The organism is Streptomyces sp. B15 (assembly GCF_018070605.1).
GTDB classification, from domain to species: Bacteria; Actinomycetota; Actinomycetes; order Streptomycetales; family Streptomycetaceae; genus Streptomyces; species Streptomyces smyrnaeus.
Window position 1 is genome coordinate 66,776 of record NZ_JAGPXJ010000002.1, and the last position, 25,404, is coordinate 92,179.

Below are 25,404 nucleotides of genomic sequence, written 5' to 3' on the forward strand. Positions count from 1 at the left end.
ACGAGCCGGGGGCGCCCTCAGTCACGCTGCTCTCCCTCCCGCATGGGAATCCGGACTCCGCGGTCGTCCGCGACGGCCTCCGCCTCGGGGTACCCCGCATCGACGTGGCGGATCACTCCCGTACCGGGGTCGTTGGTGAGGACGCGCCGCAGCTTCTCGCCCGCGAGCGCGGTGCCGTCGGCCACCGTCACCTGACCGGCGTGCAGGGAGCGGCCCATACCGACCCCTCCGCCGTGGTGGAGGGAGACCCAGGAGGCGCCGGAGGCGACGTTGAGCATGGCGTTGAGCATGGGCCAGTCGGCGATGGCGTCGGAGCCGTCGCGCATGGCCTCGGTCTCGCGGTACGGCGAGGCGACGGAACCGCAGTCGAGGTGGTCGCGCCCGAGCACCAGCGGGGCGGAGAGCTCGCCTGCCGTCACCATCTCGTTGAACCGTTCACCGGCCGCGGCCCGCTCTCCGTAGCCGAGCCAGCAGATGCGTGCGGGCAGTCCCTGGTAGTGGACGCGTTCGCCGGCGAGCTTCAGCCAGCGCGCGAGCGAGGCGTTCTCGGGGAACAGCTCCAGCAGGGCCCGGTCGGTGGCGGCGATGTCGGCGGGGTCCCCGGACAGCGCGGCCCAGCGGAAGGGGCCCTTGCCCTCGCAGAACAGCGGGCGGATGTAGGCCGGGACGAAGCCGGGGAAGTCGAAGGCGCGTGCGTAGCCGACGAGCTGCGCCTCGCCGCGGATGGAGTTGCCGTAGTCGAAGACCTCGGCGCCGGCGTCCTGGAAGCCGACCATCGCCTCGACGTGCGCGGCCATCGACTCGCGTGCGCGCCGGGTGAAGTCGGCGGGCTTGTCGGCGGCGTACGCGGCCATGTCGGCGAAGTCGACGCCGACGGGCAGGTAGGAGAGCGGGTCGTGGGCCGAGGTCTGGTCGGTGACGATGTCGATGGGGGCGCCGTCGGCGAGCAGCTGCGGCAGTACCTCGGCGGCGTTGCCGAGCAGTCCGATCGAGAGGGGGCGGCGCGCGTCCCGGGCCTCGACGGCGAGCCGCAGCGCCTCGGCGGTGCTCTCGGCACGCACGTCGAGGTAGCCGTGTTCGATACGGCGTGCGATGCGGGAGGGGTCGCATTCGACGACGATGGCGACGCCGTCGTTCATGGTGACGGCGAGCGGCTGGGCACCGCCCATCCCGCCGAGCCCGGCGGTCAGGGTGATGGTTCCGGCCAGGGAGCCGCCGAACTTCTTCGCCGCGACCGCCGCGAAGGTCTCGTAGGTGCCCTGGAGGATGCCCTGGGTGCCGATGTAGATCCACGAACCGGCGGTCATCTGGCCGTACATGGTCAGACCCAGCTGCTCCAGGCGGCGGAACTCCTCCCAGTTGGCCCAGTCGCCGACCAGGTTGGAGTTGGCGATCAGCACGCGCGGCGCCCACTCGTGGGTGGTCATCACCCCGACGGGGCGGCCGGACTGGACGAGCATCGTCTCGTCGCCGCGCAGCGTGCGCAGGGTGCGCACCATCGCGTCGAACGACGCCCAGTCGCGCGCGGCCTTTCCGGTGCCGCCGTAGACGACGAGTTTGTCGGGGTGCTCGGCGACCTCGGGGTCGAGGTTGTTGTGCAGCATCCGCAGTGCGGCCTCCTGCTGCCATCCGAGCGCGCTCAGCTCGCTCCCACGCGCTGCCCTGACCGGGCGCGGTCCTGCGGTGCTGGTCATCTGGGCCTGCCTCCTCGACTCGGTCGTACGCGTATGCCGATGCCCGCGTATCGAATCTATTCACTAACCTTACGCACTGAATAGAACTAGTCAACGGGGTCCGTGCGGCCGCCGGGCACCCACGGGCTGCGGCGCCCAGGGGACGAGGCGGGCTCGCCCGGTGACGTCTGCCACCGTGACGGCCCGGCGCGGCCTACCGTCGTCGAGTAGCCCTCCCCCGCAGCCCCCGGAGAACGACATGTCGCAGATCCTTTTCGTGCTGACCGGTGCCCGCCACTGGACACTCGCCGACGGCACCCAGCACCCCACCGGCTTCTGGGCCGACGAGGCCGTCGCGCCCTACGAGGCGTTCAAGACCGCCGGCCACCAGGTCGTGGTCGCCACCCCCGGCGGCGTCGTCCCCAGCGTCGACCAGGCCAGCCTCAGCGCTGACGCGAACGGCGGACAGGCAGGCGCCGACCGGGTGGCCGCAGGCCTGGAATCCTTCACCGAGCTGGGCCAGCCGCTGAGCATCGAGGACGTACGGATCGACAGCGGCGGAGGCCCGGCCGGCTTCGACGCGGTCTTCTATCCCGGCGGACACGGCCCCATGGAGGACCTGGCCACCGACTCGGACTCCGGCACACTGCTGGTGCGGACCCTCGCCTCGGGCAGGCCGCTGGGTGTCGTCTGCCACGGCCCCGCCGCACTGCTGGCCGCCCACACCCAGGAGGGCGCCAGCGCGGTGTACGGCTACCGGCTGACCGGCTTCACCAACGCCGAGGAACAGCAGACGGGGCTGGCGAACAAGGCCAAGTGGCTGCTCCAGGACCGGCTGGTCGAGGCCGGAGCGCACTTCGACGCCGGCGAGCCGTGGGCCCCGCACGTGGTCGTCGACCGCAACCTGGTCACCGGCCAGAACCCGGCCTCGGCGGGGCCGGTGGCCGCCGAGGTCATCAAGATGCTTGGCTGACCGGGTCAGCACACAGTCAGGTGTCATCGAAGAAGGGAACGACTCGTGCCCGACTCCTCAGCAGCCCCGGCAGTACACGCCGGCCGGCCCGTCGGCGCCGCCGGCACCTTCGCACTCGGCGGCCGGCTGCCCGTCAACCGGCTCGGTTACGGCGCCATGCAGCTGACCGGCCCCGGCGTCTGGGGCGAGCCCAAGGACCCGGACGAGGCCGTACGGGTGCTGCGGCGCGCCGTCGAACTGGGCGTGAACTTCATCGACACGGCCGACTCCTACGGCCCGTTCGTCAGCGAACGCCTCATCCGCGAAGCCCTGCACCCGTACCCGGACGACCTGGTCGTCGCCACCAAGGGCGGACTGACCCGGCCCGGTCCGGACGACTGGCGGCCGGTGGGCAGGCCGGAGTATCTGCGACAGCAGTGCGAACTGAGCCTTCGCCACCTGGGCCTGGAGCGCATCGACCTCTATCAGCTGCACCGCATCGACGAGAAGGTCCCGGTCGCCGACCAGCTCGGCGAACTGTCGCTGCTGCAGCAGGAGGGCAAGATCCGGTTCATCGGACTGTCCGAGGTGTCGGTGGCGCAGCTGGAGGAGGCCAGGAAGCTGGTGGACGTGGTCTCCGTGCAGAACCTCTACAACCTCTCCGACCGCAGCGCGGAGTCGGTACTGGAGTACGCCGAGCAGGAGAACGTCGCCTTCATCCCGTGGTTCCCCATCGCGACCGGTGAACTGGCCCGCCCCGGCGGCCCGCTGGAGACCGCGGCGCACCAGCACGGCGCCACCCCCTCCCAGCTGGCCCTCGCCTGGCTGCTGCGCCGCTCCCCGGTGATGCTGCCGATCCCGGGCACCTCACGGCTGATGCATCTGGAGGAGAACGCCCAGGCGGCCCGGATCGAACTGACGGACACGGAGTTCGAGGAGCTGGCGGCCGCGGTCCAGCCCTGAGGCGGCGACGAGACCCACTCCTCCGGGAGGCCCCGGGGCCGGGAGCCGCAAGCCGCCACCGGCAACCGGTCGGCCCGACGCCGCACAGCAGGCGGTCAGACCGGGGTCCCCGGGCGGCCGTGCCAGTCGACACACATCACCAGTGCGTCGTCGTGGAGCGGCGCCTCGTCCCGGTAGGCGGCCAGCTCGCGCAGGACCGCGACGGGGACCTGGCCGGCGGGCAGCAGCCGGTGCCCCGGCAGCGAGCGCTTCATAGCGCGCTCGCCGTAGGTCTCGCCGCCCCGGCCCGGAGTGCTGTACACGCCGTCGCTGCCGATCAGCAGGCGGTCGCCCGGCCGGACGGTGAAGTGTTCCTCCGCGTAGACGGTGTCCTCGAACATGCCCAGCGGCAGCTGGTGGTCGAAGGAGAGCTCCTCCACGGCCCGGCCGCGCACCCGCCACACCTTCGGTGAACCCGCGTCCACGGCCTCCACCCGACCGGTGGTCAGCTCGATCCGCAGCAGCAGCACGGAGACGTACGCCGAGCCCTGGTACTGCGCGTAGACCGCCTGGTCGGCGAGGGTCGCCTGGCCCGCGAGGTCCAGCCCGGCACGGCGTGCGTTGCGCAGCGCGTTGGCGGCGAGACCGGTCAGCAGCGCTGCCTCCATCCCCTCACCCATGCCGTTGGTGACGGAGAGGGTCAAAAACCGCTCGGAGGCCTCCCAGTCGAAGCTGTCGCCGTGGATCGAGTACGCGGGCTCCAGATGGGCCCCGACCTCGAACTCCTCGCGTACGCAGGAACGTCCCGGCAGCAGCTGCCACTGCATCTCGGCCGCCAGCGTCAGCCGGGAGGCGCGGCGGGCCAGCACGAACAGGTCCGTGTCGCGCTCGGCGACCAGGATCTCGTGGCCCAGCATCTCGCACAGCTGTCGCAACGCCGGCAGCATGCCGTTCGCGTCGGTCGAGGCAGGAAGGCCGACCGAGAGCGTGCCGAGCCGGTCGCCGCGCACGGTGATCGGCAGATGGACGACGACACCGCCGCCCGGCTGCTGGGTCACGAACGGCTCCTGGGAGCCGAACGCGCGCCCCTGCGGACTGTCGTGGACGGACACCGGCTCGGTCTTGGCCGCGTAGCCGTCGACCAGCTGCAGCGACTTCACCCCGTAGTCGACGATGCGGAGCTCGACGAGATCGGCACCGTAGCCCTCCCGCAGCTCCGCGATGGCGATCCGGGCGAGGGCGTGCGGCGGCGCTGTGCGCAGCGCTTGCTGAAAGGCGGCGAAACTGTCCACGCGCGGTCCTGGTTCTGTGCGGGGCTGACGATGACCCCGTGGGCAGAGGGGATCGCACTGGCTCAGCCGGTCCGGAAGAGTCCCGCGAACGACGGTATCGCAGCCGGATATGAACCGGTCCTCCCCGATCTTCCCTCTTCGGGAGGGGCAGCCTTACGTCCGCTCGGGGGACGGTGACACGGACAGCGGCGCCCGCCGATGAGTTTTCCGGCCCGGCCCGGTCCATCTCCTACAAGCGCCGGAGCAGCGCGCCCGGCGTCCGACGGTTGCGGGAGGTAGACGTCATGACGGGATCGAGCGGCCCCCGGGTGGGCGGCATCGTACTGGGCAGCACGGACCCGAAGAGGCTGTGGGAGTGGTACCGCACCGCGTTCGCCCCTCACACGGCACCGGGCGACACACAGGACCCCATGCTGGGGCTGGAGCTGGGCGGCACCTACGTCATCTTCGAGAGCAGGGACGACGTGGGCCGCAAATCCGTAGAACCGGGCAGGATCCTGGTCAACTTCGAGGTCACCGACATCCACGAGGTGGCCCGGCGGCTGACCGAGCAGCTCAACCCGCGCTGGGTCCGCCCGGTGGAGGCGGCGGACCCGCACGTCCTGCTGGGCACCGTGGAGGACCCGGACGGCAACTACGTCCAGCTCTTCGAGGCCACCGACGACAGCTCGACCTCCTAGCCCCGTGTTCCGCGAGGAGGACGGGGGCGTGCGGGAGGGCGGGACCGCCGAGGACAGCACCGCGCGGGCGGTGCAGCTGCTGCGGCACGCGGTGGGCTACGCGCTGGGCACCGCCCAGCCCGTGACCCCCGCACTGCTGCACCGGCCGACGCCGTGCGCGAAGTGGGACCTGGGCAGGCTGATGGTCCACGTGGACGACTCGCTGGCGGCGCTGCACCAGGGCGTCACGGAGGGCACCGTCGCCCTGCACCCGGCGGCCCCCGCGCCGGGAGCCGCCGCGCGGGCCCCGGACCCGGCGGCGGCCTTCCGGCTGCGGGCCGCACGGCTGCTGGGAGCGTGGACCGCCGCCGGTCCGGACCGGGTCGTGGTGGCCGACGCGCCGCTGACAGCGACGGCTCTCGCGCTGACGGGCGCCGTCGAGATCGCGGTGCACGGATGGGACATCGGGCGGGCCACCGGCCCTCCCGACCGCCCCATCCCCGCGCCGCTGGCGGCCCGGCTGCTGCCTGTGGCCCGGCAGTTGGTGCCGCACGAGGGGGCGCGGCATCCGCTGTTCGCACCGCGGCTGCCCATCGCTCCGGACGCGCCGCCCGGCGACCGGCTGCTGGCCTTCCTGGGCCGCGATCCGGCCTACGGCCGGTAGACGCACTCGGTCAGGATGGTGTGCGCTCTCCACTCCAGCGTCTCGTAGAGCGCCCGCCCCTGCGGGGTGGCGCCGAGGAGGCCGAGGGTGGCTCCCGCGGCCACCGCGCTGTCGGCGAGGGTGCGCATCACCAGGCGGCCCAGACCGCGGCGGCGGTGCGCCTCTTCGGTATGGATGCGGTCCATGACGGCGGCGTCACCGAGCACGGCCGTCTGTCCGCAGGCCGCCGGCTCGCCTGTCGCGTCGTGCACCTGTACGTAGGTGACGCGGTCCCGGGTCTCGACCGTACGGGTGTAGCCGTCGGGCGGTACGGGATCACTCGTCCGCAGGTCGGCGGCCATCAGGTGGCCGGTCTCCGCGTGGTCCACCTCCCAGTCGGGCGGCAGCCAGGAGGCGACCTGCTCGGGCTCGGCGAAGACCATCAGCCAGGTCTCCGGCACGGTCACCACGGCTGCGGCCTCGCGTACCGTCGCCGCGTCGGCGTGCAGCAGTACGTGCCGCCCCACCAGAAGCTTGTCGCCGATCTCCATGTAGAGCCCCCACGGGCGCTCCACCGGTGCGGGTGTGCCCCGGGAGAGGGCCCAGCCCGTCACCCAGGTCCTGATGAGTCCGTGGTCGGCGGCGGGGTGCGCAGGGGCCGGAAGTCGGGAGTCGTCCAATCAGGGTCTCCAAGGGGTCGCATGGCCTACGGCCGCGCACGGTACGTGCACAACGCCGCGGCCGGCACCCGGATTTCACAGCCGGTCCGCCGCAGCGAACGACCCGCCCGCGAAGCGCCCCCGGGCCTCGCCGCAGCGGCTGAGGGCCTCGGCGCGCCGCCGCGTCACTCCGCGAACAGGCCGCGCTCGCTCGCCCGCGCGTCGAACTCCTCCAGCCGCGCCTGCGCGTCCGGCAGCCCGTCGCACATCGCCTCCAGCAGCACCCGTCCCAGCAGCATGGGGGCGCAGGCGGTGTCGAAGGCGAGGCCCGTGCCGACGGCGGCGGGCAGCAGCAGGTCGCCGGGGTTGGCGACCGGCGCGAAGGCGCTGTCTGCGACGGTGACGATCGACAGTCCCGCCTCCCGCGCCCTGTCCAGCGCCTCGACCGTCTCGCGCGGATGCCGGGGCAGCGCGAAGCACATCAAAGCTCCGGCGCCGGCCCGTACACACCCGTCGATACGGTCCTGGAGCATGGAGCCGCCCTCGGTGAGCAGCCGCACATCGGGGTGCACCTTGGCGGCGAAGTACGCGAAACCGCTCGCCTGTGCGGCAGCGGCCCGCAACCCGAGCACGGGCAGCGGGCGCGAGGCCGCCAGCAGTGCTCCGGCGCGCTCGACGGGCGTCGGGTCGTCCAGCAGGGTGGCCAGGTGCCGCAGGTTCTCGATCTCGGCGTGCACGGCCTGCTGGTACTCGTTCAGCCCGCCGGGCCCCTCGCCCTCCGCCGCCGGCTCGGCGCCCTCGGGCGGCTCGCTCTCCCGCAGATGGCGGCGGAGCGCCGGATAGCCGTCGAAGCCGAGCGCCACCGCGAACCGCGTCACGGAGGGCTGGCTGACCCCGGCCAACTCGGCGAGCTCGACGCTGGAGAGGAACGGCGCGTCACCTGCCCTGCGGACCATGCAGTGCGCGATGCGGCGCTGGGTCGGCGTCAGCCGGTGCCCCTCGAAAAGCTTCAGCAACCGCGTGCTCGCGCTGCTCATCCCGTACCTCTCATTCAGCCCACTCCTCCCCTGCATAACAGTATGCAGGGGAGGCCGTCCCGGCAAGCACGGCCGATGGACGGCCAGAAGTGGTGCTAGCACCACTGCCCCGCCCCCCGCGGCGACCGTACTGTGACGGTATGAGCGCACCCGACCATGAGCTGAAGAAGGAACTCGACGCGACGCTGCAGACGCGCCGGGAACTGGGCCCCGAATACGAGGACGAGCTGCTCGACTCCTTCCTGGAGAAGGTGGAGCAGCGCCTCGACAACGTGGTCGACAAACGGGTGCGCCGCCAGATGGCGGAGCAGCAGATGGTGGTCGCACGGGGCAACAGCACCGGAGTGCAGCAGCAGACGCCGCACACCTACCCGGACGGACTCGGCGCCCGGCTGGGCCTGGCGGTGGCCTCCCTCGTGCTGGCGATCCCGCTCACCGCGATAGCCGTGGCCAACGCCGGACTCACCGGGCTGGTCACCTGCTGGGCGGGCATCGTCGCGGTCAACGGCTTCCAGGCGAGCCGCTCCTGGTTCTCCCGGGACAGCGCGGGCGAGGACCCCCGCCGCGGCTAGGGGCCCGCGGTAAGCGGGCTCCAGGCCGCGCGGGGAGGCCTCACCCCGGGCGCGGCTCCTACCGGCCCTCGTTCGCCAGGAACGCCAGCAGGTCCTGGCGACTGACCACACCGCTCGGCTTGCCCTCCGCGAGGACGACCGCCGCGTCGGCGCCCTCCAGCACGGCCATCAGGTCGGCGACGCTCTCCCCCGCACCCACATGCGGCAGCGGCGCACTCATGTGCTTGTCCAACGGGTCGTCGAGGGAGGCCCGCTGGGCGAACAGCGCATCGAGCAGCTCCCGTTCGACGACGGAGCCGATCACCTCGGCCGCCATCACATCCGGGTGCCCCGCGCCGCGCTTGACGACCGGCATCTGGGAGACGCCGTACTCGCGCAGCACCTCGATGGCCTCGCCCACCTTCTCCTCCGGGTGCATATGCACCAGGGAGGGGATCGGCCCTTCCTTGAAGCGCAGCACCTCGCCGACCCGGGCCCCCGTGGTGCCGCCCTCCTCCAGGAAGCCGTAGTCGTTCATCCACTCGTCGTTGAAGATCTTGCTCAGATAGCCGCGTCCGCCGTCCGGCAGCAGGACGACCACCACTGCGTCCTTGGCGTCCGGCCCGAGCCGCTTGGCCACCTCCAGCGCACCGACCACGGCCATCCCGCAGGAGCCACCGACCAGCAGCCCCTCCTCCTTGGCCAGCCGCCGCGTCATCTGGAAGGAGTCCTTGTCGGAGACGGCCACGATCTCATCGGTGATGTCCCGGTCGTAGGCGTCGGGCCAGAAGTCCTCCCCCACGCCTTCGACGAGATACGGCCGGCCCGAACCGCCCGAGTAGACCGACCCCTCCGGGTCGGCGCCCACGATCCGCACCCGGCCGCCACTGACCTCCTTCAGGTATCGCCCGGTGCCGCTGATGGTGCCGCCGGTGCCGATTCCCGCCACGAAGTGGGTGATCCGGCCATCGGTCTGCTCCCACAGCTCGGGGCCGGTCGTTTCGTAGTGCGAGCGGGGGTTGTTGGCATTGCTGTACTGGTCGGGCTTCCAGGCGCCCGGGGTTTCGCGGACCAGCCTGTCGGAAACGTTGTAGTAAGAGTCGGGATGTTCGGGATCGACGGCCGTGGGGCAGACCACGACCTCCGCTCCGTAAGCCCGCAGCACATTGATCTTGTCCATGGAGACCTTGTCGGGGCAGACGAAGAGACACCGGTACCCCTTCTGCTGCGCCACGATGGCCAGTCCGACGCCGGTGTTGCCCGAGGTGGGTTCGACAATCACCCCACCGGGCTGCAACTCGCCGGACTCCTCTGCCGCCTCGATCATGCGCAGCGCGATCCGGTCCTTCACGGAACCGCCTGGATTGAAGTACTCGACCTTGGCAAGGACGGTGGCCTGGATGCCGTCCGTGACACTGTTGAGCTTGAGCAGCGGGGTGTTTCCGACAAGCTCGATCATCGACTCGTGATACTGCACCGTGGTCTCCGCGCGTAGTCGTGGTCGCAGGGCCGCGGGGTCGCGAGCCCGTCCCGACAGCCTATGGGGCAACACGTGCACACCCCAGGTGCGTTGCAGAGCGGGCCACACCGGGCAACACAGTCTTGGAGGTTGCGAACCCGGCGCGCGGGTCCGGCGCACACCCGGCGCACGCCGGACCGGAACCGGGAACGGAACCGGAAACAGGGCACCGGACGCCACGAAACGGGAAACACACGACCGCGATGCGCAGACAGCCGCAACCGAACATACAGAAGCGACCCAGCAGCCATGAGCCCATGAGCGCGAAGCCCGGTGGGACCGAGAACTCGGGAGGCGGAAGAGCACAATGCCGATGTCGAAGGCGTCGAGCGCGAGAGTAGCCCGGCGAATCGCGACCGCGGCCGCCTATGGAGGCGGCGGACTCGGCCTGGTCGGTGGAGCGGCGGTCGGGCTGCTCTTCACCGAGCTCCAACTGGCGAAACGTCATATCGGCGGCTCCGAGGACGAGCCGCCACAGGCCGACGGTCTGTACGGCAGTGCCTTCGGCAGGCTCTACTCCGGACAGCCGCTGCGCCTGGCCTTCCTCGGCGACTCCACGGCCGCGGGCCAGGGCGTCCACCGGCCGCGGCAGACCCCCGGCGCGCTGCTGGCCTCGGCGCTGGCCGCCCTCGCCGAACGCCCCGTCGAACTGCGCAACGTGGCGCTCTCCGGCGCCATGTCCGACGACCTGGAACGGCAGATCACCCTGCTGTTGAGCGAGCGGAAGCTGTCCGAGGCACCCGACGTGTGCGTCATCATGGTCGGCGCCAACGACGTCACCCACCGCATGCCCCCCGCGCGCTCGGTCCGCTATCTCTCGGACGCGGTGGCGCGGCTGCGCACGGCCGGCTGCGAGGTGGTGGTCGGCACCTGCCCCGACCTGGGCAGCGTCGAGCCCGTCGGACAGCCGCTGCGCTGGATCGCGCGGCGGCTGTCGCGTCAACTGGCCGCCGCCCAGACCATCGCCGTCGTCGAGGAGGGCGGCCGCACGGTCTCGCTGGGTGATCTGCTGGGACCCGAGTTCTCCGCCAACCCGCGCGAGCTGTTCGGCCCCGACAACTACCACCCCTCCGCCGAGGGGTACGCGACGGCCGCGATGGCCATACTGCCCACGCTGTGCGCCGCGCTGGGACTGTGGCCGACCGAGGACGAGCGGCCCGACGTCCGGCGGCGGGAAGGCATCCTGCCCGTCGCCCGCGCCGCGGCGGAGGCGGCGGCCGAGGGCGGCACGGAGGTCGCCGGCATGCGCGGGCCATGGGCCCTGCTCAAACACCGCCGACGGCGCCGGCTGCCGCCGTTGGAGGAAACGGGCCCCAGGCCGCAGCCCAGCGCCGAGACCCACTGAGGGAGCCCCGCCCCGGCGAGGGCGGGGCCCTCCCACGACTTGCACGGCACCCCTGCGAGCGGGGGGTGCCGTGCCGTCGCGGCCGGAGGAAGCGGGGTCACCGGGCGGGCAGCTACTTGACCGCGCAGCGGAAAAAGCAAACGCTTAGAAGAGGCCCGCATCACATGGCCAGGGCCGTGACCCGCACCCTACGGGCGGGTAGCTTCCGCTGCGTAGCCACTCGCCGACTCCCAGGAGCCCTGATGCCCGAAGCAGTGATCGTCTCCGCCGCCCGCTCCCCCATCGGCCGCGCCTTCAAGGGCTCCCTCAAGGACGTCCGCCCGGACGATCTGACGGCCGAGATCGTCAAGGCGGCGCTCGCCAAGGTGCCTCAGCTGGACCCGGCCGACATCGACGACCTGATGCTGGGCTGCGGCCTCCCCGGTGGGGAGCAGGGCCACAACCTCGGCCGCGTGGTCGCCGTCCAGCTGGGCATGGACCATCTGCCTGGCTGCACCATCACGCGCTACTGCTCCTCGTCCCTGCAGACGACCCGGATGGCGCTGCACGCCATCAAGGCGGGCGAGGGCGATGTGTTCCTCTCGGCGGGCGTCGAGATGGTCTCCCGCTCGGTCAAGGGCTCCTCCGACGGGATGCCCGAGACCCACAACCCGCTCTTCGCCGAGGCCGAGGCCCGCACCGCAGCCCGCGCCGAACAGGGGGGAGAGGGCTGGACCGACCCGCGCGAGGAGGGGAAGGTCCCGGACGTCTACATCGCCATGGGGCAGACGGCGGAGAACCTGGCCCGTCACAAGGGCATCACGCGCCGTGAGATGGACGAGTTCGGCGTCCGGTCCCAGAACCTCGCCGAGAAGGCCATCGCGGACGGCTTCTGGGAGCGCGAGATCACCCCCGTCACCACCCCGGACGGGACGGTCGTGAGCAAGGACGACGGCCCGCGGCCGGGGGTGACCCTGGAGGGCGTCGAGGGCCTCAAGCCGGTGTTCCGCCCGGACGGTCTGGTCACGGCGGGTAACTGCTGCCCGCTCAACGACGGTGCCGCGGCGCTCGTGATCATGTCCGACACCAAGGCCCGCGAGCTGGGTCTCACACCGCTGGCCCGCATCGTGTCGACCGGCGTCTCCGCGCTCTCCCCCGAGGTCATGGGCTACGGCCCCGTCGAGGCGAGCAAGCAGGCGCTGGCCCGTGCGGGCATGTCGATCGGCGACATCGACCTGGTGGAGATCAACGAGGCGTTCGCGGCCCAGGTGATCCCCTCCTACCAGGACCTCGGCATCGACCTGGACAAGCTCAACGTCAACGGCGGCGCCATCGCGGTGGGTCACCCCTTCGGGATGACCGGCGCCCGCATCACCACGACGCTGCTCAACTCGCTCCAGTGGCACGACAAGCAGTTCGGACTGGAAACCATGTGCGTCGGCGGCGGCCAGGGCATGGCGATGGTGCTCGAGCGGCTGAGCTGACCCACCGGCGTCACCGGCTTGCGGGCACCGCCTATACAACGACGAGACCGAAGCGCCCCCAGGATGTGATATACACCCTGGGGGCGTGACGTTCTCGCAGGTCACAGCGGTGCGTGCGGAACAGGTCCCCGGTTCCCCCTGTCCAGTTCGACGGGATTTGCACTACGGTCGAAGAACCTTGAACAACCTTCCCCGCAACGCTGTTGTAGGAATACAGCGCTGTTGTAGGAAGACAGGGGCAATGACCGGGGGGACCGTATCAGGGGACCGAACCGGAACCGGGAGTCAAGTCAGTGAGCGCCATATCCCTCATTCTGCTGTGCGCGGCGGCCGCGGCCACCGCGTTGGGCGGTGCGGCACTGCACACGGCGCGCGGCCTGCGCCGCCAGCTGACGGCGCTGCGTACCCAACTGGAGACGGCACCGACAGCCGGCCCGGCCACCGCGATCCCGCGGGCCCGCGAGGCGGCGGCCGACGAGCCCGGCACGGGCCGGGCCGCGGTGGCCGGCGACTTCTCGCACGAGATCCGCGCCGCCGTCGCGGCCGCGCTGGCCGACGAGCGTGAGCGCGAGCTGGCGGAGGCCCGTGCTTTCTGGGCCGCGCAGGAGGCGCGTGACGCGGAGCCCGGGACGGGCTCGCTGCTGGCGGGCCACGGCACGGAGTACCAGGTCGCGCCGGGTGACCTCGGTGACGAGCTCACCGACGAACTCGACGGGCTGCTGGACACCGACGCCGGCGCCGCGTTCATCCCCCGCCAGCCGGGCCCGGAGGACGGGGACATGGACATCGAGATCGAGGTGGACGTGGCCCCCTACACGCGCACGGACGGCGCCCCGGGCGGGGACGAGGACTCCCGCGCGGCCCTGGACGCGGTGGAGGCGGGCCGCTCGGCGGACGAGGACGACACCCCGGGGACGGAGTCCCCCGGGCTGGCCGCGGCCCGTCGCCGCCACCCCTCCCAGCCGGACTACAACCTCAACGGCGAGCCGGTCGCCCCCGGCGCCGCGCCCTCACCCGCGACCCCGACCGTCACCTACCACGAGCGCACCGTCGAGCGGCTGGGCGAACTCGCCGAGGCGCAGACGCCGCTGGCGGATGTGCGCCCCGGGCCGCTGGGCACGCTGGACGTCTACGTCTTCGAGGACGGTACGACGGTGTGCCTGTCGCCGGGCCACCGCGCCACGAGCGAGGCGCTGGCCGACGGTGTGCGCCGGGGTGAGCCCCCGGTGCTGATGGGCGGCTCCTCCATCGCCGGCTCCTACACCCTCACCTTCGGCTTCCCCGACGGCCGGACCGCCTACCTGCTGGCCGACCGCGTCATCACGCCCCTGTAGCCCCTCGCGGGGCGGCGCCCCGCGAGGACAGCGCAGAGCTCTCCAGCAGCTGGAGGGCTTCCCGCAGGGCGGACTCGGCGAGGGCGCCGGGGGCCGTCTCCAGCGCCGCGACCACATCGTGACCCGCTACGGCGAGTTGGTCGCCGACTGCGAAGAGGCCCGCGTCGGGCAGCACCCGGGACATACCGCCCTCGGGGAACTCGACCCGCTGGGCCAGCAGCGCCAACTCCCTCGCGAGCGCGAGCCCTTCCGCGGCGGCGCCGCGCCGCAGGGTGCTCTGCGGGAGGGCACGCAGCCGGTCGGCGAGCCGTTCCACGGCGTCGTTCAGGGGGCGGGTGTCGACAGGGGGCACGCCCCCAGCTTATGCGTCCGTGCGCCGGTGCAGCGCCCCCGCACTGTTGCCAACGCACGAACGCTCAGGCAACGTGTCGTCAAGGACTCATTGCAGAAGCGTCCGGAGGCGCCGATGTCCCAAGTCTTCTCCGAAGAGACCCACCGGAACATGCTGTCCCGCATTCCTCACTGCACTGGTCGCGAAGTCTCCGAATGGCTCCGCGCGGTCGATGAGGGCCCTTCCCTGCTCCGCTTCGAGGAGAAGGTGAGCTGGCTCCGCGGTGAACACAACCTCGCCTACGGGCACGCCAAAGCGATCATCCACGAACACGACCTGCGGCGCGCAGCGCGCCACCGCTAGGCCGCGTTTCCTGTCCCGGTCCGGATGGACCGTCCGAAGACCCCGCCGAAGACCCTAGGCCGCGAAGGACGCGAGCACGCCGAGGGCCCGGGAGGTGGCAGCCACCTCCCGGGCCCTCGCAGCGTTTCAGCCGCCGGCCGCCGGCAGTGTGTGCCACTGCCGGCCGGCGATCAGTTGTCGCCCTGCAGAATGGCGATCAGCCGCAGGAACTCCAGGTAGATCCACACCAGGGTGAGCGTCAGCCCGAAGGCGGCCAGCCACGACTCCTCCTTGGGGGCGCCGTAGGCGATGCCGTCCTCGACCTGCTTGAAGTCCAGCGCGAGGAACAGCGCGCCGAGCACGATGCCGACGACACCGAAGAGGATACCCAGGCCACCGCTGCGGAAGCCGAGGCCGTCACCGCCGCCGAAGACGGCGAAGAGCATGTTGACGGCCATGAGCAGCACGAAGCCGATGGCTGCGGCGATCGTGAAGCGGTAGAACCGCTGGGTGACGCGGATGATGCGGGTCTTGTAGAGCACCAGGACGGCGGTGAAGACCGCCAGCGTGCCGAGCACCGCCTGCATGGCGGCGCCGTTCACGAACTGGTTGACGAAGTTGCTCAGCGCGCCGAGGAAGAGGCCCTCGAAGGCGGCGTACGCCAGGATGAGCGCGGGCGACGGCTTGCGCTTGAACGCCTGCACGAGCGACAGCACCATCGCCACGAGGCCGGCGCCGAACGCGAGCGGCAGCGACAGTCCGGTGATCCAGGCGAGGGCGGCAGTGACGATGACGAGCCCGAGGGTCATACCCGTTCGGGCGACGACGTCGTCGAGCGTCATCCGCCCGGCGGACGGCGGTGCGGCCGGCGGGGCGTAGGGCTGACCAGGGGCCTGGGTCTGCTGGGCTGCGTACGGGTTGGTCTGCTGGCCGTACGGGTTCGCGGCGTAGGGGTTCGTCGCGTAGGGGTTCCCGGCCTGCGGCGGCTGCTGCTGCTGGGCGTCGAAACCGGCATAGCCGTCTGAACGGCTGAACCCCCGTCGCGAGAAGACCGGGTTGCTGCTCCTCATCTCACTCCTCCATGGCCACACTGCGCGGCCTTGCGGTCCAGCGTAATGCGTTAGCAAAAACAGCACGCTAGTGCAGAGTCAAGAACGAAGGAAAGCTGTCGATTGTTCCACTTCCCTCACAGTTCACCGGCCTCACCCGGGTGCGGCCCATCTCACACCTGTGGCGTCGTGCGCGCCAGGGTTCGAGAGGCGCTCAGGAGCGCGTGAGCACAACGACGCCCGCGAGCACGGCCCCGAGGACGAGCGCCCCCACGCCGTGGGTGAGCCGGTGCGGGCGCGGCAGCGGAAGCACCCGGTCGGCCGCCAGCCGGCCGGGGCCGGTGAGGGTGAGCGCCGCGGCCCCCGCGGCGAGCAGCAGTTCGTACTCGACCCCCTGGGGCGCGAAGAAGCCTCCGCCCCACTTCACCGCGAGGGCGTTGAGCATGGTGCCGAACACCGCGGCACCGGCGAGCGGAGTGAGCAGGCCCAGGACGAGTCCGAGTCCGCCGAGGGTCTCGGTGAGTCCGGCGACGACGGCCATCGTCTTCGCCGAGGGGTAACCGGAGGACTCGAAGAACTGCGCGGTGCCGTCGATCCCACCGCCGCTGAACCAGCCGAACAGTTTCTGCGAACCGTGTGCCGCGATGGTGAGCCCGACCGCGAGACGCAGGACGAGCAGCCCGGCGTCGTGGCCCGACTGCTCGGTGGGAGCGGTGTCGGATCCTCCGGGGACGCGGGAGGGCTGGAGATATCGCGCGCTGTCAGGGGTCTCAGGAGCGTGGGGGGACGACATGAGCGGAGCCTCCTACGGCTGAACGGCGGACGGGCCGACAGGTAGTTCAGATTTGAAGAACCGGGACGGGCTCGACCGTAACAAGGATGTTTGAATTTGAACAACCGAGTAGGATGGACGCCATGGCTGAAACCAGGTGGCTCGATGAGCGGGAAATGGCGGCCTGGAAGGGCTTCCTGGAGGCCACCAGCCGCGTCTCCCGCCATCTTGAGCAGCAGCTGAAGGAGGACGCGGGGCTCTCCCACGCGCAGTACGAGATCCTCGTCCGCCTCTCGGCGGCACCCGGCGGCGAGGTCCGGATGACCGACCTGGCACACGGCCTGTTCACCTCCAAGAGCGGCCTCACCTACCAGGTGGGCCAGCTGGAGAAGCACGGCCTGGTCGAGCGCCGCTCCTGCCCCACCGATGTACGAGGTGTCCTGGCGGTACTCACCCCGGAGGGCCGCGACACGCTGCGTGCCGCGGCCCCCGGCCATGTGGCGGCTGTCCGCGCCGCCCTGATAGACGTGCTGGAGCGCGACGAACTCGACATCCTCGCCCGCGCGCTCGGCCGCGTCGGCGCACTGCTGCGCCCCGCGGGTCAGGACAGCGGCATGGCGGACAGCGGCGGGATCAGCACCTCCTCCTCGTAGTCGAGGTGCGCTTCGAGCTCTGCCGTCATCCGGGCGAGTTCGGCGCGGAAGCGGTCGGGGTCGGCCGTCGTCAGATCGGCCAGCAGCCACTCCAGCTCCCGCCGGATCCGGTCCACCGTGCCGTGCTCGGCACGCAGCCGCTCCAGAGCCGGGGCGAGGTCCGGATGGCTCCTGGCCAGCGCGGGGAAGGCCGCCTGGTCCTCCGAGGTGTGGTGGATGTGCAGGGACTCGCAGAAGGCGAGGCAGTGCTGGCGGATCTGGAGCCCGAGCGAGGGCGGCGGGGCGCCCTGGGCCCGGCTCCGCGCCGCGAAGTGCGCCTCCGCCTCGGCCGCCACATGGCGCATCTGCTCACGCAGCCAGGTGTGCACTTCCAGCAGCTTGTCGACCAGGCCGGTGAACGGAGTCTCCGGGTACGGGCGTTCGAGCCGTACGACGGGCAGCGGCCGATCGGTCCGCGCCTGGTAGTCGGCGTATCCGGGCTGCTGCCGGACCACATGCGCGAACAGCCGCTCGCGCTCGGCCCCCTCGGCGGGCACGGCCACGGCGCCGAACGCGTCCTCCCCCACCTCCACCCGGACCATCGGATGCGCGAGCAGGTTGTGGTACCAGGCAGGATTGTGCGGCGCGCCGCCCGCCGAGGCGACGACCACGAGACGGCCGTCCTCGTCCCGGACGAATCCGAGCGGGGAGGTCTGCTCCCGGCCGCTGCGCGCACCACGGGTCGTCAGCAACAGCAGGTCGCCCCCGGCGAAGGGTCCACCGACCCGGCCGGAGTTGGCACGGAACTCCTCGACGACGGCGCGGTTGAAGTCCGTGACGCGGGGCGGGGTGGACCGGACGGGTGAAGAGGTCAAGAAATCAGCTCCATGGAGAAGGGGCGCTCCTGACCGCACAGGGGGCGCGCGAGCGCGCGCACGGGTGAGCCCAGGGGTGAGGAGAGCCCGGTACAGGGACAAGGCCCGGTACAGGGACAAGGAAGGAAAGGAGAGAGAAGAAGGCGCGCCCGCTCTGTCAGGCGGCGGCGCGGACCGACGGCTGCGCTGTGCGCAGGCCGTCACAGGTCACGTGTCAGACGAGCCCGGCGGTGTGTGTACCCACGATGCACTCCTCACGTCATGGTGCCTCCATGACGCTGCCGTACCAGCGACAGCGCCACGCGACACAGCACCATTCAAGAGGCGACCGGCCCTGGAAGCAAGACCCGCCGCCTCAGGCGAGGGCCGCCCGCAAGGCGTTGCTCACGGTTGTCCGCGCGGCGTCCGGACGCACCGTTCCCAGCAGGACGTGGTAGGCGAGGCCCTCGGCCTGGGCCACCAGCGCGACGACCGCTCCTTCGGCGCCGCCCTCCGGCCGCCGGTCCGGGGCGAGGCACTGCTCCAGACATGCCGCCAGGCGCCGGTGCAGGCCGGTGTGGAGCGCCCGCACGCGCTCGGCGATGGCCGGGTCGGCGAGGGCGCGGGCGTTGAAGTCGTGGCGCACCCTCAGATGAGCGCGCGACGCGGCGTCGTACGGGATGAGTTCGTCCAGAACGACCGCGAGGACCTCATCGGGTGCCGCGTCAGCGGGGTCGGCGCCCAGCCGGGAGCGGATACGTGCCTCGCTCAACTCGTTGCCCCGGTCGAAGGCCGCCTCGATCAGCTTCCGTTTGGTCGGGAAGTAGTGCTGGACCCTGCCCGGCGAGACGTCTGCCTGTGCGGCCACCTCTGTCAGTGAGACGGCGGGCAGCCCGCGCTCGGCGACGACGTCGAGCACCGCGTCGGCGATCTGGGTGCGCCGCCGGTCGTGGTGCAGCCCTGGGCCGCGGGTGCGGACGCGGGCGCTGGAGCGCGGGGACATCTCCGCCGGTTCCTCTCGTCGTGGCCGGACCCTGGGGGCCGGACGCCGGCCGGACACTGTGGCCGGACAGTTGGCTTTCCAATGCTGCCACATTGAAAAGATCTCCTGGCGGGCTTTACAGTGCGATCACATCGGAATGCTCGCCCCCACCTCGAGGAGTCCCATGACGACCAGGGCGACACCCCTACTGGTGCTCGCCTGTGCGGCGCAGTTCATGGTGGTGCTGGACGTGTCCGTGGTGAACGTCGCGCTGCCCGCCATCCGGGACGCGCTCGGGTTCGCGCCCGGTGGCGGCGGGCTCTCCTGGGTCGCCACCGCCTATGCGCTGGCGTTCGCCGGGCTGCTGCTGCCCGGCGGCAGACTGGCCGACCTGTTCGGCCACCGCAGGGTGTTCACCGCCGGCCTCGCCCTGTTCACGGCGGCCAGCCTGGCGGGCGGCCTCGCCACCGCACCGGGCCTCCTCGTCGCCGCCCGGGCGGCGCAGGGCGTGGGAGCCGCCGTACTGGCACCCGCCACGCTGACCGTCCTGACCACGGCGTTCCCCGAAGGGCCGCGCCGCAGCAGGGCGCTGGCGGTCTGGACAGCCGTCTCCTCCGTGGGCGGGGCCGCCGGAAACCTCCTCGGCGGAGTCCTCACCGACGCCCTCTCCTGGCGCGCCGTACTGCTCGTCAACGTCCCGGTGGGGTGCGCCGCGTTGTGGCCCGCGCTGTGCCATCTGCCCCGGGGCGACGCACGGCCGACAGCGGGGCGCCGCAGACTTGATGTGCCCGGAGCGCTCGCCGTCACCTGCGGCACGGCCGCGCTCACCTTCGCCGTCAGCCGCGCCCCTGACACCTCCTGGGCCGACCCGGCGACCGTGTGGGCCCTGGTGGGCGGTGCGGTCGCACTGGTCGTCTTCGTCGCCGTGGAGCGGTGGTGGGCCACCGAGCCGCTGATCCCGCCGCGGCTGCCCCGGCAGCGCACGGTCGCGGTGGGCAACACCGTGGTGCTGCTGGCGGGCGCCTGCCTGCAGATCCCCGTCTGGTACTTCCTCACGTTCTACATGCAGGACGTGCTGGGCTATTCGGCGCTCCGCACCGGGCTGGGTTTCCTGCCGCACACGCTGACCGGCGCAGCGGTCGCCGTGTGGGTGACACCACGGCTGATGCGCCGCTTCGCGCACCGGACGCTCATCCTGTGCGGCGCCGTGGTGTGCGCAGCCGGATTCGCGTGGCAGAGCACGGTGTCGACGGACAGCGGCTACCTGGCGGGGGTGCTGGGGCCCGCCGTGGTGTTCTCGCTCGGCAGCGCCGTGTTCGTCACCCCCACCACGGCGCTGGTCACCGCGGGGGTGCCGGCCGAGGACGCCGGTGCCGCCTCGGGGCTGATGAACACCTCGAAGCAGTTCGGCGGCGCCCTCGGGCTGGCCGCGCTCTCCGCGGTCGCCGGACCGGACGGGACGGCGTACGGCCGGGTGTTCGGCACCATGACGGCCGTGCTGGGCGCCATCGCGCTACTGGCCCTCGCCCTCCCCCGCGGCCGGTCCCCGCACGGCCCCGGCCACTACAGCGCCGCGGACCGCAGCACGCCGCCGAGCCGCCGCAGCCCCTCCCGGATCTCCTCCGGCGTGTGCGTGGTGAACGACAGCCGCAACGACGACGGGTCGGGCGGCCCCGCGAAGAAGGGCGCACCGGGAACGTAGGCGACATCGGCGGCGACCGCCTCGCGCAGCAGCTCGGTCGCGTCGTAGCCCTCCGGCAGCCGCGCCCAGACGAACATGCCGCCCTGCGGGTGGTTCCACGTACTGCCCTGCGGCAGGGCCCCGCGCAGTCCGTCGAGCAGCGCGTCGCGGCGCTCGCGGTAGGCGTCGCGGACCCGCGCCAGGTGCGCGTCCAGGTCGTTGTCCGCCAGATAGCGGGCGGCTGCCGCCTGGTCGACCGTGGAACAGTGCAGATCCAGCGACTGCTTGGCGATGACGCAGGCGCGGCGCAGTGCGGCGGGTGCGCGCAGCCAGCCGAGCCGCAGCCCGGGAGCCATCACCTTCGAGAAGCTGCCCAGCAGCACCGTGCGGTCGGCGGCCCGCGGCAGCGAGGCGACCCACGGCACGTGCTCGCCCTCGAACCGCAGTTCGCCGTACGGGTCGTCCTCCACGATCCATGTCCCGTACCGCGCGGCGACCTCGGCGACCGCCTGACGGCGGGCGAGCGGGAGGGTGCGTCCGGTCGGGTTCTGGAAGGTGGGTATCAGATAGAGCAACTTGGGCCGCTCACGCTCCACCGCCCGGGCCAGCGCCACCGGGTCCACGCCCTCGTCGTCGGAGCGGACGGGCACCACACGCGCCCCCGCGAAACCGAAGCACTGCAGCGCGGCCAGATACGTCGGGTCCTCCACCAGCACGGTGTCGCCCGGCTCCAGCAGCGCGGTCGCCAGCAGGGTGAGGGCCTGCTGGGATCCGGTCGTCACCAGCAGCTCCTCCGGCCCGGTGGGCAGCCCCCGCTCCGCCAGCCGCCCCGCCACGGCCCCCCGCAGCGCCGGGTCGCCCTCGGTGGTGGAGTACTGCAGCACCCGCCGCGGCTCCTGGCTGAGCACCCGGTCGTAGGCGGCGCGGATGGGCTCGGCGGCGAAGAGCTCGGGCGCCGGGAGACCCCCGGCGAAGGAGATCACCTCGGGCCGTTCGGTCAACGCCAGGATCTCCCGTACGGGGGAGGAGCCGACGGAGGCCGCACGGGCGGCGAGCGGGGGCGCGGGGGCGGTGGCGGGAGCGGGACCCGCGAGCGTGCTGGGAGTCATCCCCGCAGCCTAGAAGCGCCCGGCTCGGCCGCCCCAGTGAATTCCGGCACGTGGACAGCGGGCCCCGGCGGCTGCCTCAGAGCGCATGGCCGCCGGCGACCTGGAGGACCTGACCCGTGATCCAGCGGGCCTGTCGGGAAGCGAGGAAGACAACGGCGTCCGCGATGTCTTCCGGCAGCCCGACCCGGCGCAGCGGGATCTGCGGGACGATCCGCTCGACGAGTTCGCCCGGCATCCAGCCGGTCTGCACCGGCCCGGGCGCGACGGCGTTGACGCGGATGCCGCGCGGGCCCAGGTCGAGCGCCGTCGAGCGGGTGACGGCCTCAAGGGCTGCCTTGGAGGTGCCGTAAGCGGTCTGCCCGGGGAAGGCACGGGCCGCGTCCGTCGAGACGTTGACCACGGCCGCCTCCCGGCCCCGCCGGGCGAGGTCGGCGGTCAGCAGGGCGGGCGCGAAGGTGTTGACCCGATAGGTGCGCTCCAGCAGAGCAGGGGTCAGCTCGTCGGCGCCGTCGACGGCTTCGCAGTGCGCCGCGTTGTTCACGAGCACGTCGAGCGGGCCGAGCCGGTCGGCGACGGCGTCGAGCAGCGGGCCGGCCGCCGCGCCGTCCGCGAGGTCGGCGGGGAAGAGCTCGGCCGCCGTGGCGCCCGCGGTGCGCAGCCGCCGCAACAGCGCCTCGGCTTCCGCGCGCCCCGGCGTACTGTGCGCGAACGGGACGTCACGCGGGCCGCTGTCGGCGGGGTACCAGTGCGCGGCGACCCGGGCCCCGAGACGGGCGAAGGCGAGCGCTGTCGCCTCGCCGATCCCGCCCACGGCGCCGGTCACGAGCACGGTGCGTCCGGAGAGTCCAGGATCGATCACCGCGTCACCGTGACAACCGGCACCGGCCCGTTCAACCGCTTTTCCACGGGATCCGCCCAACGCCCGCCCAGCCCCGCTCGTTCCCGCTCGCCTCAGCGGGCGTCGCCGGCCGTCTCGGCCCGGATCAGCCAGATGTGGCCGTCAGGGTCGGCGAAGGAGCCCGCGTAGCCCCAGTGCTGAGGTGCCGGTTCGCTGACCGTCCGGGCGCCGGCGCGCACGGCGGCGGCGACCAGCTCGTCCACGTCCCGCTCCTCGGCGACGGGCACGGCCAGGACGCACTCGCTGTGCCCCGGACGTGCGACGGCGTGGTCACCGGTGATCCAGTCGAAACCGCCGGTGGGGATGAGCATGAGCCGCAGCCCGTCGTTGACGATGAACCGCAGCGGCTCGGGGACCCCGTCCTCGGCGAGCTTCCCGACGGCCTCCAGGCCCAGCCCGTCCCGGTAGAAGACGTACGACGCCATGCGCTCGGCGACGGGCAGGCTGACGGTGACGGTCGCGAGCGTTCGGGTGGTTGCCATGGGTACCTCCTGGCGGTGGATGCGGGACTGCGAGCACAGACCTTCCATTGCGCCCTTCCTCACCGCGTGGGCGTACGCGCCACACCGGGCAGGCGAATCGCCGGTTGGGATCACGCCGAACGGGTACCTGCGGGCAGATATTGGGCCTGGAGCGAATTCGCGAGAACCAGCCGCAGAAAGGGAGGCCCGCACCATGACGGCGGAGATGTCGGAAGGGGAGATGGAAGTATCCGTGGAGCTCAGCGACTGTGCCTGCGAGGACGCCGAGGCGGTCTTCAGGGTGCTGGGCGGACTGTTCCCCTCGGACTGGGCAGAGCTGCAGCCCGAGGGCCGCAAGGCCAACGTGTGGCTGTGCCGGTTCGATGTCTCGCGCGACAGCGGACGGCCGGACGCCGTCCCGCTCGGCTCGCCGGTGACGGCGGAACTGCAGGGGTCCCCGCAGGCGGTCGAACGGCTGCACCGCGTACTTCTGGAGGCGTTCGGTGTGGTGGAGGTGCTGGAGGTCGCCGGGGACCAGGAGAAGCAACTGCGGCTCCGCCTGGAGACCCGCTGAGCACACGCCGGGCCCCGCACGGCCGACGGGGCCACCGGGGTTGAGGCCCGGCCTCGGCCCCGGCGACCGGGAAGGTTCCCGATCCATGGGCAGGGATCGGGAAGCCTTCGCCGACGTCGTCCCTGTCGTCGGGGCCGGGGCACCCCGGCCCCTCCCGCCGTACGAGGCCCCGACGGGTCAGCCGGAGGCGGCGGACAGGAGTACGTCCACGAGCCTGTCCGCCGCGTCCGGCCGTCCGTGTGCCCGGGCCGCCTCCGCCATCCCCGCGCGCCGCGCCGGGTCGGTGAGCAGCGGCCCGAGAGCGTCCCGGAGCCGGTCAGCGGTGACATCGCCGGTGAGCGCGACGGCCGCGCCGGTGTCCTGGAGATGCCGTGCGTTGTGCTCCTGCTCGTTCCCCGCCGAAGAGGCCAGCGGCACGAAGACGGCCGGTTTGCCGAGCGCGGTGAGCTCCGCGAGGGTACCGGCGCCACTGCGGGACACCACCACATCGGCGAGCGCCAGGACGTCGGGCAGCTCCGGGCCGACGAACCCGGCCAGGTGGTACCGGTCCGCCGACCCGGGCGGGAGGGCCGCCACGCCGGCGCGCAGCGCCTCGACGTTCGCGGGGCCGCACTGGTGCACCACGTTGGCGCGCTCCAGCAGCCACGGAAGAGCGTCCCGGACCACGTCGTTGATCTGCTGCGCGCCTTGCGCCCCGCCGGTGACGTAGAGGGTCGGGAGCCGCCGATCGAAGCCGTGCAGCCCGAGCGCGGCGACCGCCTTGTCCGCGTGCCCGCTCAGCACCTCCGGCCGCACCGGATTGCCGGTGACGACCGCCGAGCCCCGCACCGCCTCCGGGAGCAGCGGCAGGGACGACTCCGAGGAGACCGCGATCCGCGCGGCCGACGACGCCAGTTTCCGGTTCGCCAGCCCGAGCCGCACGGTCTGCTCGTGCAGCACCAGCGGACGCTTGCACATACGGGCGGCGAGCCCGGCCGGTACGGCGACGTAGCCGCCGGTCGCCAGGACCACGTCCGGCCGGAAGTCGGACACGATCCTGCGCGCCTGGGCGACGCCGAGCGGCACCCGCGCCATGTCCTTGACGTTCGCCGGGCTGATCATCTTGAGCGGGTTCGCGGCCCGGCGGATCTTGCCCGTCGCCACCGTCGTGAACGGAACGCCCTCGGCCGGGGCGACGCGGGCCTCCAGCCCGTGCGGGGTGCCGATCCACAGGACGTCGAGCGTTCCGCCGTCCGCGGCCAGCCGCGCCTGCAACGTCCTGATCGCGGTCAGGGCCGGATAGGTGTGTCCGCCGGTACCTCCCCCCGTGACGAGGAGCCGGAAGGAGCGTGGAAGGGAAGGGTTCTCGGTCACGCCGCGCACCCTACTGGGCCGCCGCTCCGCCAGGGACCCGCGGCCCGTACAACTCCGTCCCGCCGCAGGTGAGTCGGGCCCGCCGCAGGAGTCCGCCACACCGTCCGTCATGTCGACCGCCCCGTCGAGGCGGCTGCGCGGCAGGCCGTGCACCACGCCGAGGTTCCGCGGCAGTCGGCCTGCCGCGGGCCGGCCTGTCCGGATCCGGGGAAGTGCCGTGACGATGGGATACGACCGCCCACAGCGGGCATTTACCCTCCGAACAAGGACAGTTGCTCTGCGTGCCCATTGGAGGGC

At 72.2% G+C, this 25,404-nt stretch carries 25 protein-coding genes and 1 pseudogene; 12 read left to right on the forward strand and 14 right to left on the reverse strand.

Translation table 11 applies throughout. The features are described 5' to 3' along the window. Nucleotides 1-17: 17 nt before the first annotated feature. Nucleotides 18-1,694, reverse strand: coding sequence for a urocanate hydratase (gene hutU, locus KBY19_RS01740; protein WP_210956694.1), 1,677 nt, complete (start codon nucleotides 1,692-1,694; stop codon nucleotides 18-20). Nucleotides 1,695-1,932: 238 nt separating this feature from the next. Here hutU and KBY19_RS01745 point away from each other — a divergent pair, with 238 nt between their 5' ends. Next, nucleotides 1,933-2,646: a type 1 glutamine amidotransferase domain-containing protein gene (locus KBY19_RS01745; RefSeq protein WP_185017065.1), complete on the forward strand. Its 714-nt coding sequence runs from the start codon at nucleotides 1,933-1,935 to the stop codon at nucleotides 2,644-2,646. Between the two features lie 45 nt (nucleotides 2,647-2,691). Next, nucleotides 2,692-3,588, forward strand: a complete 897-nt coding sequence (locus tag KBY19_RS01750; RefSeq protein ID WP_099881650.1) for an aldo/keto reductase — start codon at nucleotides 2,692-2,694, stop codon at nucleotides 3,586-3,588. A gap of 95 nt (nucleotides 3,589-3,683) precedes the next feature. Here the strand turns inward: KBY19_RS01750 and KBY19_RS01755 are convergent, their stop codons facing one another. Continuing rightward, nucleotides 3,684-4,859: a PP2C family protein-serine/threonine phosphatase gene (locus KBY19_RS01755; protein WP_099881652.1), complete on the reverse strand. Its 1,176-nt coding sequence runs from the start codon at nucleotides 4,857-4,859 to the stop codon at nucleotides 3,684-3,686. A 284-nt stretch (nucleotides 4,860-5,143) separates the two neighbouring features. Here KBY19_RS01755 and KBY19_RS01760 point away from each other — a divergent pair, with 284 nt between their 5' ends. Both KBY19_RS01760 and KBY19_RS01765 read left to right on the forward strand, forming a co-directional pair. Continuing rightward, a complete protein-coding gene (locus tag KBY19_RS01760) occupies nucleotides 5,144-5,539 on the forward strand; it encodes a VOC family protein (RefSeq protein ID WP_143674876.1) in 396 nt (131 codons plus the stop codon). A 4-nt stretch (nucleotides 5,540-5,543) separates the two neighbouring features. After that, entirely contained in the window at nucleotides 5,544-6,182 is a 639-nt protein-coding gene (locus tag KBY19_RS01765) for a TIGR03086 family metal-binding protein (RefSeq protein WP_307843417.1), read from the forward strand. On the opposite strand, the gene KBY19_RS01770 is transcribed toward KBY19_RS01765, so the two are convergent. Continuing rightward, nucleotides 6,170-6,841: a GNAT family N-acetyltransferase gene (locus KBY19_RS01770; RefSeq protein WP_221505977.1), complete on the reverse strand. Its 672-nt coding sequence runs from the start codon at nucleotides 6,839-6,841 to the stop codon at nucleotides 6,170-6,172. The two genes, KBY19_RS01765 and KBY19_RS01770, sit on opposite strands and share 13 nt — an antisense overlap. Before the next feature lie 164 nt (nucleotides 6,842-7,005). Further along, nucleotides 7,006-7,857, reverse strand: coding sequence for a MurR/RpiR family transcriptional regulator (locus KBY19_RS01775; RefSeq protein WP_210964966.1), 852 nt, complete (start codon nucleotides 7,855-7,857; stop codon nucleotides 7,006-7,008). A 140-nt stretch (nucleotides 7,858-7,997) separates the two neighbouring features. On the opposite strand from KBY19_RS01775, the gene KBY19_RS01780 reads away from it, so the two are divergent. Continuing rightward, complete coding sequence (locus KBY19_RS01780) at nucleotides 7,998-8,429, forward strand: hypothetical protein (RefSeq protein WP_099881658.1); 432 nt, start codon at nucleotides 7,998-8,000, stop codon at nucleotides 8,427-8,429. Nucleotides 8,430-8,487: 58 nt separating this feature from the next. Here the strand turns inward: KBY19_RS01780 and KBY19_RS01785 are convergent, their stop codons facing one another. Then, complete coding sequence (locus KBY19_RS01785) at nucleotides 8,488-9,885, reverse strand: cystathionine beta-synthase (protein WP_099881660.1); 1,398 nt, start codon at nucleotides 9,883-9,885, stop codon at nucleotides 8,488-8,490. A 349-nt stretch (nucleotides 9,886-10,234) separates the two neighbouring features. On the opposite strand from KBY19_RS01785, the gene KBY19_RS01790 reads away from it, so the two are divergent. The 3 genes from KBY19_RS01790 to KBY19_RS01800 all read left to right on the forward strand — a co-directional run bounded on the left by KBY19_RS01790 (nucleotide 10,235) and on the right by KBY19_RS01800 (nucleotide 14,069). Beyond that, a complete protein-coding gene (locus KBY19_RS01790; protein ID WP_099881664.1) occupies nucleotides 10,235-11,272 on the forward strand; it encodes an SGNH/GDSL hydrolase family protein in 1,038 nt (345 codons plus the stop codon). 242 nt (nucleotides 11,273-11,514) lie between these two features. Then, a complete protein-coding gene (locus KBY19_RS01795) occupies nucleotides 11,515-12,735 on the forward strand; it encodes an acetyl-CoA C-acetyltransferase (RefSeq protein ID WP_099881666.1) in 1,221 nt (406 codons plus the stop codon). Between the two features lie 293 nt (nucleotides 12,736-13,028). Further along, nucleotides 13,029-14,069, forward strand: a complete 1,041-nt coding sequence (locus tag KBY19_RS01800) for a hypothetical protein (RefSeq protein ID WP_099881668.1) — start codon at nucleotides 13,029-13,031, stop codon at nucleotides 14,067-14,069. Here the strand turns inward: KBY19_RS01800 and KBY19_RS01805 are convergent. Further along, entirely contained in the window at nucleotides 14,056-14,421 is a 366-nt protein-coding gene (locus KBY19_RS01805; RefSeq protein ID WP_185017069.1) for a hypothetical protein, read from the reverse strand. The genes KBY19_RS01800 and KBY19_RS01805 overlap by 14 nt on opposite strands. Before the next feature lie 114 nt (nucleotides 14,422-14,535). On the opposite strand from KBY19_RS01805, the gene KBY19_RS01810 reads away from it, so the two are divergent. Continuing rightward, on the forward strand, nucleotides 14,536-14,763 hold the full coding sequence (locus KBY19_RS01810; protein ID WP_099881670.1) for a DUF4287 domain-containing protein: 228 nt from the start codon (nucleotides 14,536-14,538) through the stop codon (nucleotides 14,761-14,763). Between the two features lie 170 nt (nucleotides 14,764-14,933). Here the strand turns inward: KBY19_RS01810 and KBY19_RS01815 are convergent, their stop codons facing one another. Together KBY19_RS01815 and KBY19_RS01820 are read right to left on the reverse strand one after the other, a co-directional pair. Continuing rightward, nucleotides 14,934-15,812 (reverse strand): Bax inhibitor-1/YccA family protein, encoded by an 879-nt coding sequence (locus KBY19_RS01815; protein ID WP_099881672.1) that lies wholly within the window; start codon nucleotides 15,810-15,812, stop codon nucleotides 14,934-14,936. 193 nt (nucleotides 15,813-16,005) lie between these two features. Next, nucleotides 16,006-16,584: a DoxX family protein gene (locus tag KBY19_RS01820; protein WP_185017071.1), complete on the reverse strand. Its 579-nt coding sequence runs from the start codon at nucleotides 16,582-16,584 to the stop codon at nucleotides 16,006-16,008. Nucleotides 16,585-16,706: 122 nt separating this feature from the next. Between KBY19_RS01820 and KBY19_RS01825 the strand changes: the two genes are divergently transcribed. Continuing rightward, nucleotides 16,707-17,216 carry a MarR family winged helix-turn-helix transcriptional regulator gene (locus KBY19_RS01825; RefSeq protein WP_210964968.1) on the forward strand — a complete coding sequence of 170 codons (510 nt, stop codon included), beginning with the start codon at nucleotides 16,707-16,709 and terminating at the stop codon, nucleotides 17,214-17,216. On the opposite strand, the gene KBY19_RS01830 is transcribed toward KBY19_RS01825, so the two are convergent. After that, nucleotides 17,165-18,070, reverse strand: coding sequence for a nitroreductase/quinone reductase family protein (locus KBY19_RS01830; protein WP_210964969.1), 906 nt, complete (start codon nucleotides 18,068-18,070; stop codon nucleotides 17,165-17,167). The two genes, KBY19_RS01825 and KBY19_RS01830, sit on opposite strands and share 52 nt — an antisense overlap. Before the next feature lie 355 nt (nucleotides 18,071-18,425). Next, nucleotides 18,426-19,052, reverse strand: coding sequence for a TetR/AcrR family transcriptional regulator (locus tag KBY19_RS01835; RefSeq protein WP_099881678.1), 627 nt, complete (start codon nucleotides 19,050-19,052; stop codon nucleotides 18,426-18,428). A gap of 163 nt (nucleotides 19,053-19,215) precedes the next feature. Between KBY19_RS01835 and KBY19_RS01840 the strand changes: the two are divergent. Beyond that, a pseudogene (locus tag KBY19_RS01840) lies at nucleotides 19,216-20,442 on the forward strand (MFS transporter); the annotation flags it as partial. A 152-nt stretch (nucleotides 20,443-20,594) separates the two neighbouring features. On the opposite strand, the gene KBY19_RS01845 reads toward KBY19_RS01840, so the two are convergent. The 3 genes from KBY19_RS01845 to KBY19_RS01855 form a co-directional block, all read right to left on the reverse strand. Beyond that, on the reverse strand, nucleotides 20,595-21,821 hold the full coding sequence (locus KBY19_RS01845; RefSeq protein ID WP_185017074.1) for a PLP-dependent aminotransferase family protein: 1,227 nt from the start codon (nucleotides 21,819-21,821) through the stop codon (nucleotides 20,595-20,597). Between the two features lie 76 nt (nucleotides 21,822-21,897). After that, nucleotides 21,898-22,680, reverse strand: coding sequence for an SDR family NAD(P)-dependent oxidoreductase (locus tag KBY19_RS01850; protein ID WP_099881682.1), 783 nt, complete (start codon nucleotides 22,678-22,680; stop codon nucleotides 21,898-21,900). Nucleotides 22,681-22,772: 92 nt separating this feature from the next. Continuing rightward, entirely contained in the window at nucleotides 22,773-23,201 is a 429-nt protein-coding gene (locus KBY19_RS01855) for a VOC family protein (RefSeq protein WP_099886555.1), read from the reverse strand. Nucleotides 23,202-23,394: 193 nt separating this feature from the next. On the opposite strand from KBY19_RS01855, the gene KBY19_RS01860 reads away from it, so the two are divergent. Continuing rightward, on the forward strand, nucleotides 23,395-23,754 hold the full coding sequence (locus tag KBY19_RS01860) for a hypothetical protein (protein ID WP_099881684.1): 360 nt from the start codon (nucleotides 23,395-23,397) through the stop codon (nucleotides 23,752-23,754). A gap of 177 nt (nucleotides 23,755-23,931) precedes the next feature. Here the strand turns inward: KBY19_RS01860 and KBY19_RS01865 are convergent, their stop codons facing one another. Next, nucleotides 23,932-25,107, reverse strand: a complete 1,176-nt coding sequence (locus KBY19_RS01865; RefSeq protein WP_307843418.1) for a UDP-N-acetylglucosamine--N-acetylmuramyl-(pentapeptide) pyrophosphoryl-undecaprenol N-acetylglucosamine transferase — start codon at nucleotides 25,105-25,107, stop codon at nucleotides 23,932-23,934. Between the last annotated feature and the right edge of the window lie 297 nt (nucleotides 25,108-25,404).

Excerpts from the sequence above, each read along its gene's own strand:
- KBY19_RS01775 (WP_210964966.1), bottom strand. The coding sequence starts at position 7,857 with ATGAGCAGCGCGAGCACGCGGTTGCTGAAGCTTTTCGAGGGGCACCGG.
- hutU (WP_210956694.1), bottom strand. The coding sequence starts at position 1,694 with ATGACCAGCACCGCAGGACCGCGCCCGGTCAGGGCAGCGCGTGGGAGC.
- KBY19_RS01795 (WP_099881666.1), top strand. The coding sequence starts at position 11,515 with ATGCCCGAAGCAGTGATCGTCTCCGCCGCCCGCTCCCCCATCGGCCGC.
- KBY19_RS01810 (WP_099881670.1), top strand. The coding sequence starts at position 14,536 with ATGTCCCAAGTCTTCTCCGAAGAGACCCACCGGAACATGCTGTCCCGC.
- KBY19_RS01860 (WP_099881684.1), top strand. The coding sequence starts at position 23,395 with ATGACGGCGGAGATGTCGGAAGGGGAGATGGAAGTATCCGTGGAGCTC.
- KBY19_RS01815 (WP_099881672.1), bottom strand. The coding sequence starts at position 15,812 with ATGAGGAGCAGCAACCCGGTCTTCTCGCGACGGGGGTTCAGCCGTTCA.
- KBY19_RS01835 (WP_099881678.1), bottom strand. The coding sequence starts at position 19,052 with ATGTCCCCGCGCTCCAGCGCCCGCGTCCGCACCCGCGGCCCAGGGCTG.
- KBY19_RS01760 (WP_143674876.1), top strand. The coding sequence starts at position 5,144 with ATGACGGGATCGAGCGGCCCCCGGGTGGGCGGCATCGTACTGGGCAGC.
- KBY19_RS01780 (WP_099881658.1), top strand. The coding sequence starts at position 7,998 with ATGAGCGCACCCGACCATGAGCTGAAGAAGGAACTCGACGCGACGCTG.
- KBY19_RS01820 (WP_185017071.1), bottom strand. The coding sequence starts at position 16,584 with ATGTCGTCCCCCCACGCTCCTGAGACCCCTGACAGCGCGCGATATCTC.
- KBY19_RS01825 (WP_210964968.1), top strand. The coding sequence starts at position 16,707 with ATGGCTGAAACCAGGTGGCTCGATGAGCGGGAAATGGCGGCCTGGAAG.
- KBY19_RS01845 (WP_185017074.1), bottom strand. The coding sequence starts at position 21,821 with ATGACTCCCAGCACGCTCGCGGGTCCCGCTCCCGCCACCGCCCCCGCG.
- KBY19_RS01745 (WP_185017065.1), top strand. The coding sequence starts at position 1,933 with ATGTCGCAGATCCTTTTCGTGCTGACCGGTGCCCGCCACTGGACACTC.
- KBY19_RS01790 (WP_099881664.1), top strand. The coding sequence starts at position 10,235 with ATGCCGATGTCGAAGGCGTCGAGCGCGAGAGTAGCCCGGCGAATCGCG.
- KBY19_RS01855 (WP_099886555.1), bottom strand. The coding sequence starts at position 23,201 with ATGGCAACCACCCGAACGCTCGCGACCGTCACCGTCAGCCTGCCCGTC.